Origin of the sequence: Vibrio sp. 10N.247.310.23 (assembly GCF_041467155.1) — a bacterium.
In the GTDB taxonomy this organism is placed as follows: Bacteria; Pseudomonadota; Gammaproteobacteria; order Enterobacterales; family Vibrionaceae; genus Vibrio; species Vibrio crassostreae_C.
Genome location: NZ_JBFSTZ010000031.1, coordinates 59,743 through 67,751, shown reverse-complemented (window position 1 = coordinate 67,751; position 8,009 = coordinate 59,743). Strand labels below are relative to the sequence as shown.

The 8,009-nt window shown below is 43.8% G+C and carries 6 protein-coding genes; 4 read left to right on the top strand and 2 right to left on the bottom strand.

From position 1 onward, the window contains the following. Positions 1–523 precede the first annotated feature (523 nt). Positions 524–1,891, top strand: coding sequence for an anaerobic C4-dicarboxylate transporter DcuC (gene dcuC / locus AB6D93_RS20330; protein WP_016788598.1), 1,368 nt, complete (start codon positions 524–526; stop codon positions 1,889–1,891). Positions 1,892–2,060: 169 nt separating this feature from the next. Here dcuC and AB6D93_RS20325 read toward each other — a convergent pair whose 3' ends face one another. Together AB6D93_RS20325 and narQ are read right to left on the bottom strand one after the other, a co-directional pair. Then, a complete protein-coding gene (locus AB6D93_RS20325) occupies positions 2,061–2,693 on the bottom strand; it encodes a response regulator (RefSeq protein WP_017062609.1) in 633 nt (210 codons plus the stop codon). Then, entirely contained in the window at positions 2,680–4,410 is a 1,731-nt protein-coding gene (narQ, locus tag AB6D93_RS20320; RefSeq protein WP_017062610.1) for a nitrate/nitrite two-component system sensor histidine kinase NarQ, read from the bottom strand. Before narQ ends, AB6D93_RS20325 begins: the two co-directional genes overlap by 14 nt. Positions 4,411–4,663: 253 nt before the next feature. On the opposite strand from narQ, the gene napF reads away from it, so the two are divergent. From napF to napA, 3 genes are read left to right on the top strand one after another with little or no spacing between them, the layout of a single operon-like run. Further along, positions 4,664–5,143 (top strand): ferredoxin-type protein NapF, encoded by a 480-nt coding sequence (gene napF / locus AB6D93_RS20315; protein WP_017062611.1) that lies wholly within the window; start codon positions 4,664–4,666, stop codon positions 5,141–5,143. 23 nt (positions 5,144–5,166) lie between these two features. Next, positions 5,167–5,472 carry a chaperone NapD gene (locus AB6D93_RS20310; protein WP_019824440.1) on the top strand — a complete coding sequence of 102 codons (306 nt, stop codon included), beginning with the start codon at positions 5,167–5,169 and terminating at the stop codon, positions 5,470–5,472. Then, the gene (napA, locus tag AB6D93_RS20305; protein WP_102320774.1) at positions 5,469–7,958 is read left to right on the top strand and encodes a periplasmic nitrate reductase subunit alpha; all 2,490 of its coding nucleotides are present in this window, start codon (positions 5,469–5,471) and stop codon (positions 7,956–7,958) included. The genes AB6D93_RS20310 and napA overlap by 4 nt, the downstream gene beginning before the upstream one ends. Positions 7,959–8,009 lie beyond the last annotated feature (51 nt).

The following is an 8,009-nucleotide window of genomic DNA, read 5'->3' as shown; positions in this document are numbered from 1 at the left end:
TTACCGACTATAAGTTTAGACGGTGGGTGGAAGTGTCCATATCATTAACAACGCCAATCGTTTAACTATCAACTATTTCGGTCAGTAGCTGTACTTAAGCCAATACGTTAGGAGCTATGCATTTCCACATCAATTCAACTCTCGCTGAAGCCTACTTAACTTTCCATTCCCAGTAGGCATCAGTTCATAAATTAATCCGATATCATGTAAAAATACACACTTCTTTTTAGTTCTGCACGTTAGGCTCCAAAAGTCATAGATTTATAAATCCACACCTTTGTATACAACTCCTCACTATAAAGGTGATCCAAGTTATATTCTATTGAGATAGATAATTTGTTTATTAACATCTAAACAACAGTAGTTGTTCATGATTTACAACCACAATTAACATCAAAGAAAATGTTTGTCTTAGATCATATCAACCTCAACTATGCCTCGTGCCACAGTGCAGTTTTCTGTACATTCATTGTCATATTCTGAAACACTTTCTTATATTTTTTTAAACTTTGTGGAGATTTCTATGTTAGAGCTCTTGATCGGATTAGTGATTACTATCGCTGTTGGTTACTTTATTGTGAAAGGCTATAAAGCGGCAGGTGTATTACTGACAGCTGGCCTTGCCCTACTTCTTATTACTGGCCTTATAGGTCACACAGTCTTACCCGCTAAGGTCGCTTCAACAGGTAACATGGTTACCGACTCACTAGAATTCGTTAAGTACATGCTTCAGTACCGTGGAGGCGGCCTAGGCATGCAAATCATGCTTCTTTGTGGCTTTGCTTCTTACATGACGCATATCGGCGCAAACAATGTGGTAGTAAAACAATTCTCTAAACCGCTTGCTGCTATCAAATCTCCATACGTACTTCTTGTTGCGGCTTACATCGTAGCGTGTCTAATGTCTCTAGCAGTAAGTTCTGCAACAGGCCTTGGCGTGCTATTGATGGCGACCCTATTCCCAATGATGACGGCAATGGGTATTTCTCGTCCAGCAGCGGTGGCGGTTTGTGCATCACCTGCAGCAATCATTCTTTCACCAACGTCGGGTGATGTGGTTATCGCAGCAGAAAAATCAGGTATGTCTCTTGATGTGTTTGCTGTTCAAACGGTACTGCCTGTTTCTATCTGTGCGATCATCGTGATGGCGGGTGCGGCTTTCTTCTGGAACAAATACCTAGATAAGAAAGAAAACACGCCAATGGAAAAAGTAGACGTTTCAGAAATTGAAACGAATGCGCCGGCTTTTTATGCTGCTCTTCCATTCTTACCTATTTTTGGAGTATTTCTATTCAACGGTCGTACCATTCCGGGCCTTTCACTTGATATCTACACCATCGTAGTAGGTTCAATTTTCGTGGGCGCTGTTATCGATTACGTTGTGAAGAAGTTTGACGGCGAAAAAACACTAGAAGACCTAGATTCTTGCTACCAAGGTATGGCCGAAGCATTTAAAGGCGTAGTAATGCTGTTGGTTGCGGCGGGTGTATTTGCTCAGGGCCTAATGTCTATCGGTGCAATTGATAACCTAATCGGCCTTGCTGAATCAGCTGGCGCTGGCGGTATCGCATTAATGCTTATCCTGACTGGTCTAACAGTTGCTGCTGCTATCGCGACAGGTTCTGGTAACGCGCCATTCTATGCATTCGTAGAACTGGCTCCGTCACTTGCTGCGAAAATGGGCTTGAACCCTGCGTTCCTAATCATCCCAATGCTTCAAGCGTCTAACTTAGGCCGTACAATTTCTCCTGTTTCGGGTGTAATTGTAGCGACTTCTGGCATGGGTAAAATCAGCCCGTTTGAAGTCGTTAAACGTACTTCAGTACCAGTAATCTGTGGTCTTATCACGGTGATCTTCGGTACGCTTGTTCTAGTACCAATGGCAGCTTAATTGTCAGTAAAACAGACATGATTATTTGGATATAAAATGCCCTAATAAAAAGGCGCTGAACTTAGTAAGTTCAGCGCCTTTTTTAATGTCACTTTCTCACATCGTCAAAACTATCGAGACATGTATAAACAGTCAGGCTTGAAATAGTGTTATCTCAAAGGACCAAGCCCTACTTCATTTCACCATAGCGTTCTAGATACAGAACCGTGGCAGCGGTACGGGAAGGCACTTGCAGCTTTTTCAGTAGACTCTTCATATGTACCTTAACTGTCGATTCAGAAATGAACAGGTGATCAGCGATCTGCTTATTGCGGTAACCTTTCGCGACTTCTTGAAGGATCTGCATTTCGCGTTCAGTCAGTTGTTCGAAGATATCATTGCGGCTTCCAGCATCATTTAGGTAACGAGCAACCACACTGCTGTAAGCCTTGTCACCGCTGTGTGCTTGCTTAAGCAGTTCAATTAACTCATCGGGTTCAGTGTCTTTCAACAAGTAGCCATCAGCGCCTGCTTTTACAATCGCTTCAATGTCTGCAGGGCTATCAGAAACCGTTAGAATAACAATGTTTGCGCTAGAACCGTCAGTGCGAAGTGCTTTCAAGGTATCTAAACCAGACATGCCCTTCATATTGAGATCCAAAAGGATCAAATCAGGTTCTTCTTCATGAGCAAGAGCAACCGCTTCAGTGCCGTTACTTGCTTCTGCAATCACTTCGAATTCGTCTTCAAAGCTCAGTAATTGGCTTATACCTCTGCGCATCAATGGATGATCATCAACCAGCATTACTTTACAAATCGTCAACTTTAACTTCCTTCAAACTTTTATATTTCAATATGACTGTACAGCCTTCACCTTGCGCCGCTTCAATCGTCAAGTCGCCATTCAGTCTTGCCGCACGCTCCTGCATAATGCTCATCCCGTAGTGGTTCACCTTGGAACTACTTGAGTCAAAGCCATCTCCATTATCTTTTATCACGACTAATACTTCACCGTCCTCATCGATACAGCATACATCTATCAAGTCGGCATTGGCGTGTTTTATTGCATTTATTGTTGCTTCACGAATCAATTGAAGCAAGTGAACCTGACTATGCGCATCAAGCTCGATCGATGAGAGATTATTAGTGAGGTTAATCTTCGCATCGGTTCTCTCGCTGAGCGCCTCAAGCATGGTACTTAAGGCGTCTCCAAAGTTGCCCTCTTTAATGGTCAACCTAAATGTGGTGAGTAGCTCTCTTAACTGGGTATAAGCGTCGGCTAAGCCGTTTCCGATCTCAGACGCGATTTGTTCAGATTGCTCTCGGTGCTGTTGCTCTGGCAGTTTGCCAATCACACGCTTTAATAGTGTAACTTGAATTTTCAAGTACGACAGTGATTGAGCCAATGAATCGTGGAGTTCACGTGCAATCGTGGCACGCTCTTCCATGATAATAAGCTGTTCAGCTTTCTTTTGAGCACGATTGTAGTAGATCGCTCTCGATAGCAGTTGAATGAAGCTTTCGATCAGAGCTTTAGTTGAGTGCCCGTGGTGATATGAACAGTATAAATAGCCGAGAATAAGTTCGTTATCGTCGAGTTTCATCTCAAACTTTTCGTAGTCTAAATTCGAATCGTAACCTTCATCCATAATCAATGAACGGCCTGAGTTATCGACAATCTCGAGCCTCAGTGATCCAATCCCTTCCAAGCTCACGAGATGCTGCAAGATAGCTCGGAAGTTTTCAGGAGCAATACGCGTCACCGTGAGCTCTTGTGACGAGTTATAAAGTGCCTGCAGCGACTGGTTCGCATTTTGCAGCTCAATCGTCTTTGCATCCACCACATCTTCAAGGTTTCGATAAAGCACGCCTAAATCTTTGGCCATCGAGTTGAAGGTTTTGGTCAAAATGCCCATTTCGTTGTTACTGGTCACCTTGAGTTCTACCTCGAAGTCGCTGTTTTTGATTCTTTGGCTCGCACCGACAAGAGCATGTAGCGGTTTAACAACCTGTTTACGTACAAAGTGAACAACAAAAAGAGATATGACCAGAATCCCACCAAGGCCGATACCACCAGCCCACGCTAACTTTATTAACTTGTCTTCAGAGAACTCTTGCAGCTTATAAACGAAGCCATCGATTTCAGCCACGAAGTTTTCAACCAACACGAGATAGTGATCGCGCTCTTCGCTATTCAAGACCTGTTTTAGCTCATGCCAACGGCCGATAATTAAATAGTAATCTTCTGTGATGTCTGTCGGAACATTCCAACTGACCAAATTAGTCATGGATGGCGAGTAAAGAGAACTTTCGAATTCACGAATATGAGATTCATAATCGACAGATTCTATTTGAATATCATGGGCTAAACGGTAGCTTTGCATTCGCATTGAACCGGCCACGTTAACCGCTTCCGCATCATTCAAACTTGAAGCCAAAGTAAAGATGGCAAAGCCAGTCGTAGCAACCGACAACAGCAGTATAGAGAGCAAAGATTTTGCTATCGTACTTGTTACAGATGAAACCGGTTTTATAAGCAAAAGTGCCTTCCTATTGATAAATGACTTGCCAGCGATATCGTATTGTCACACATCAAAAATCATAGCTCCATTCAATATGTGATCACTCGCTCCGTAATTTATTGATCTAAGACAATATATGCCCCCAATTAGCCCTTAGGGGGTATTTATACAATTGTTTCTAAAACTACACTACTTGTGAGGACTCATTACAAGATATTAATAGAATAATGACCTACAATTACAACATCTTAGTAACATCTATAGGTATCTAGTGGTAGATCTATCAAAACGCCGTCTTTTTTCTAGACGAAAAGTTGACTCAAGCCAGATTCGTTTGCCTTGGATTGACAGCCTAGAAAGCTTTACAGATGACTGTACTCGCTGCGGTAAATGCATCGAGAGTTGTGAGACTAAGATAATCATTGTAGGCGATGGTGGTTTTCCCACTGTAGATTTCTCTATTGATGAGTGTACGTTCTGCTATCAATGTGCAGATGTTTGTCCCGAACCCATTTTTAAGCCAAAGCAAGGAGAGCCTTGGCAAGCAAAAGCACAAATCTCTGATAAGTGTTTAGCGCAACAAAATGTTGAATGCCGAAGCTGTGGTGACATGTGTGAACCTATGGCCATTCAATTTGAACTTAGAGCAGGCAGTGTTGCTCTACCAAAAATCGAGTTAGATGAGTGTAGCGGTTGTGGGGCCTGCGTAGCAATTTGCCCTACTTCGGCTATTCTTGTGAGTAATGCATAAAACAAAAATAACGAGAGCAATTTATGGCACTAAATGAAGTGCATATATCAAGTTTAGTCGTGCATGTGAGCCCAGAGCATCTAGACGAGATCAAAGCACAAATCGAGCAATTCGATAATGCAGAGATTTACGGCAGCAGCCCTGAAGGCAAAATCATCGTGGTCCTAGAAACCGAGAACCAAGGTTTTGTAACGGACACCATCGAAGAAATTAATAATATTACGAACGTTTTAGGGACAGCTTTGGTTTATCACCAAATCGAGACTGGACTGGACGAAACGGATTTAGAAACTGGAAGCAACAATTCTCAACTTGAGGGTGAAGTATGAAAATGACAAGACGTGCGTTTGTGAAAGCAAACGCAGCTGCATCAGCGGCAGCCGTTGCAGGTGTAACTCTACCGGCAACAGCAACCAACCTGATTGCTAGCTCTGATCAAACAAAAATCACGTGGGATAAAGCGCCTTGTCGTTTTTGTGGTACGGGCTGTTCAGTACTAGTAGGTACTCAAAACGGTAAAGTGGTTGCGACTCAAGGCGATCCAGAAGCTCCTGTAAACAAAGGCCTTAACTGTATCAAAGGCTACTTCCTTTCAAAAATCATGTACGGCAAAGACCGTCTAGAACAACCTCTTCTTCGTATGAAAGATGGTGAGTTCCATAAAGATGGTGATTTCGCACCCGTATCTTGGGACAAAGCGTTCGACGTGATGGCTGAGAAATGGAAAGCTTCACTGAAGAAGAACGGTCCAACAGGTGTTGGTATGTTCGGTTCAGGCCAATGGACAGTAATGGAAGGCTACGCAGCCGTTAAGATGATGAAAGCGGGTTTCCGTTCAAACAACATAGATCCAAACGCTCGTCACTGTATGGCTTCTGCTGTAGTAGGCTTCATGCGCACTTTCGGTATTGATGAGCCAATGGGTTGTTACGATGACTTTGAACACGCAGACGCATTCGTACTGTGGGGTTCAAACATGGCAGAAATGCACCCAGTACTATGGACTCGTATTACAGACCGTCGTCTAAGCCACCCACACGTTAAAGTAAACGTACTGTCTACTTACTACCACCGTTCTTTCGAGCTTGCAGACACGGGTTACATCTTCGAACCTCAATCAGATCTAGCAATTGCTAACTTCATTGCTAACTACATCATTCAAAACGATGCCGTTAACTGGGACTTCGTGAACAAGCACACGAACTTCAAGCAAGCAACGACAGACATCGGTTACGGTCTGCGTGACGATGATCCACTACAGAAAGCAGCCGCAAACCCTAACTCAGGCGAAATGACTGCTATCTCTTTCGAAGACTACAAAGCGTCTGTTGCTGAATACACAGTTGAGAAAGCGTCTGAAATGTCAGGTGTATCTCAAGAAGACCTTATCAAGCTGGCTAAGCAATATGCCGATCCAAACATCAAAGTAATGTCACTTTGGACTATGGGTATGAACCAACATACTCGTGGCGTATGGATGAACAGCCTTGTATACAACATCCACCTTCTTACAGGTAAGATTTCTACTCCAGGTAACAGCCCATTCTCACTAACTGGCCAACCGTCAGCGTGTGGTACAGCGCGTGAAGTTGGTACATTCGCTCACCGTTTACCTGCCGATATGGTGGTTGCTAACCCTAAACACCGTAAAATTGCAGAAGATATCTGGAAACTTCCAGAAGGCACCATTCCACCGGTACCCGGCGCTCACGCTGTTCTTCAAGACCGTATGTTGAAAGACGGTAAAATCAACGCTTACTGGGTAATGTGTAACAACAACATGCAAGCGGGTCCAAACATCAACACTGAACGTCTGCCAGGTTACCGTAACCCAGATAACTTCATTGTATGTTCTGACCCGTACCCAACGGCAACAGCTCAAGCGGCTGACCTCATCCTTCCAACAGCAATGTGGATTGAGAAAGAAGGCGCTTACGGTAACGCAGAGCGTCGTACACAAGCATGGTACCAACAAGTGAAAACTGTAGGTGAAGCTAAGTCTGACCTATGGCAAATCATGGAATTCTCTAAGCGCTTCACTATTGAAGAAGTTTGGGGTGAAGAACTGGTTGCGAAAATGCCTGAGTACCGTGGCAAAACCATGTACGACGTGCTTTACAAAAACGGCAACGTTGATGCATTCCCACTGTCTGAAGCTCAAGAGCTTAACGACGATGCACAAGCTCAAGGTTTCTACGTTCAAAAAGGTCTATTCGAAGAATACGCAGCCTTTGGTCGCGGCCACGGTCACGATTTAGCACCATACGATCGCTACCACCAAGTTCGTGGTCTACGTTGGCCTGTTGTTGACGGTAAAGAGACACTATGGCGCTTTAAAGAAGGTTCAGATCCATATGCTAAGAAAGGTTCTGATTGGGACTTCTACGGCAAACCAGATGGTAAAGCACTGATCATCAATGCACCATACGAAGCGCCACCTGAAGTACCAAACGATGAATACGATATGTGGCTATGTACAGGTCGTGTTCTTGAGCACTGGCACACAGGTACTATGACTCGTCGTGTACCAGAACTTTACAAAGCAGTACCGGATGCACTTTGTTACATCCACCCTGCTGATGCTAAAGCTCGTGGTCTTCGCCGTGGTGATGAAGTTCTTATCGAAAACAAACGTGGTGAAGTACGCGTTCGTGTTGAAACTCGTGGTCGTAACCGTCCACCACAAGGCTTGGTATTCGTACCATTCTTTGATGCAAGAATTCTGATCAACAAGTTGATCTTGGATGCAACGGATCCTCTGTCTAAACAGACGGATTACAAGAAGTGTCCAGTTAAGATCACTAAGGTCGCTTAAGGACAATATGTTCTTACCACTTAGCTCGTAGATCTGACGTTTTTAATATTG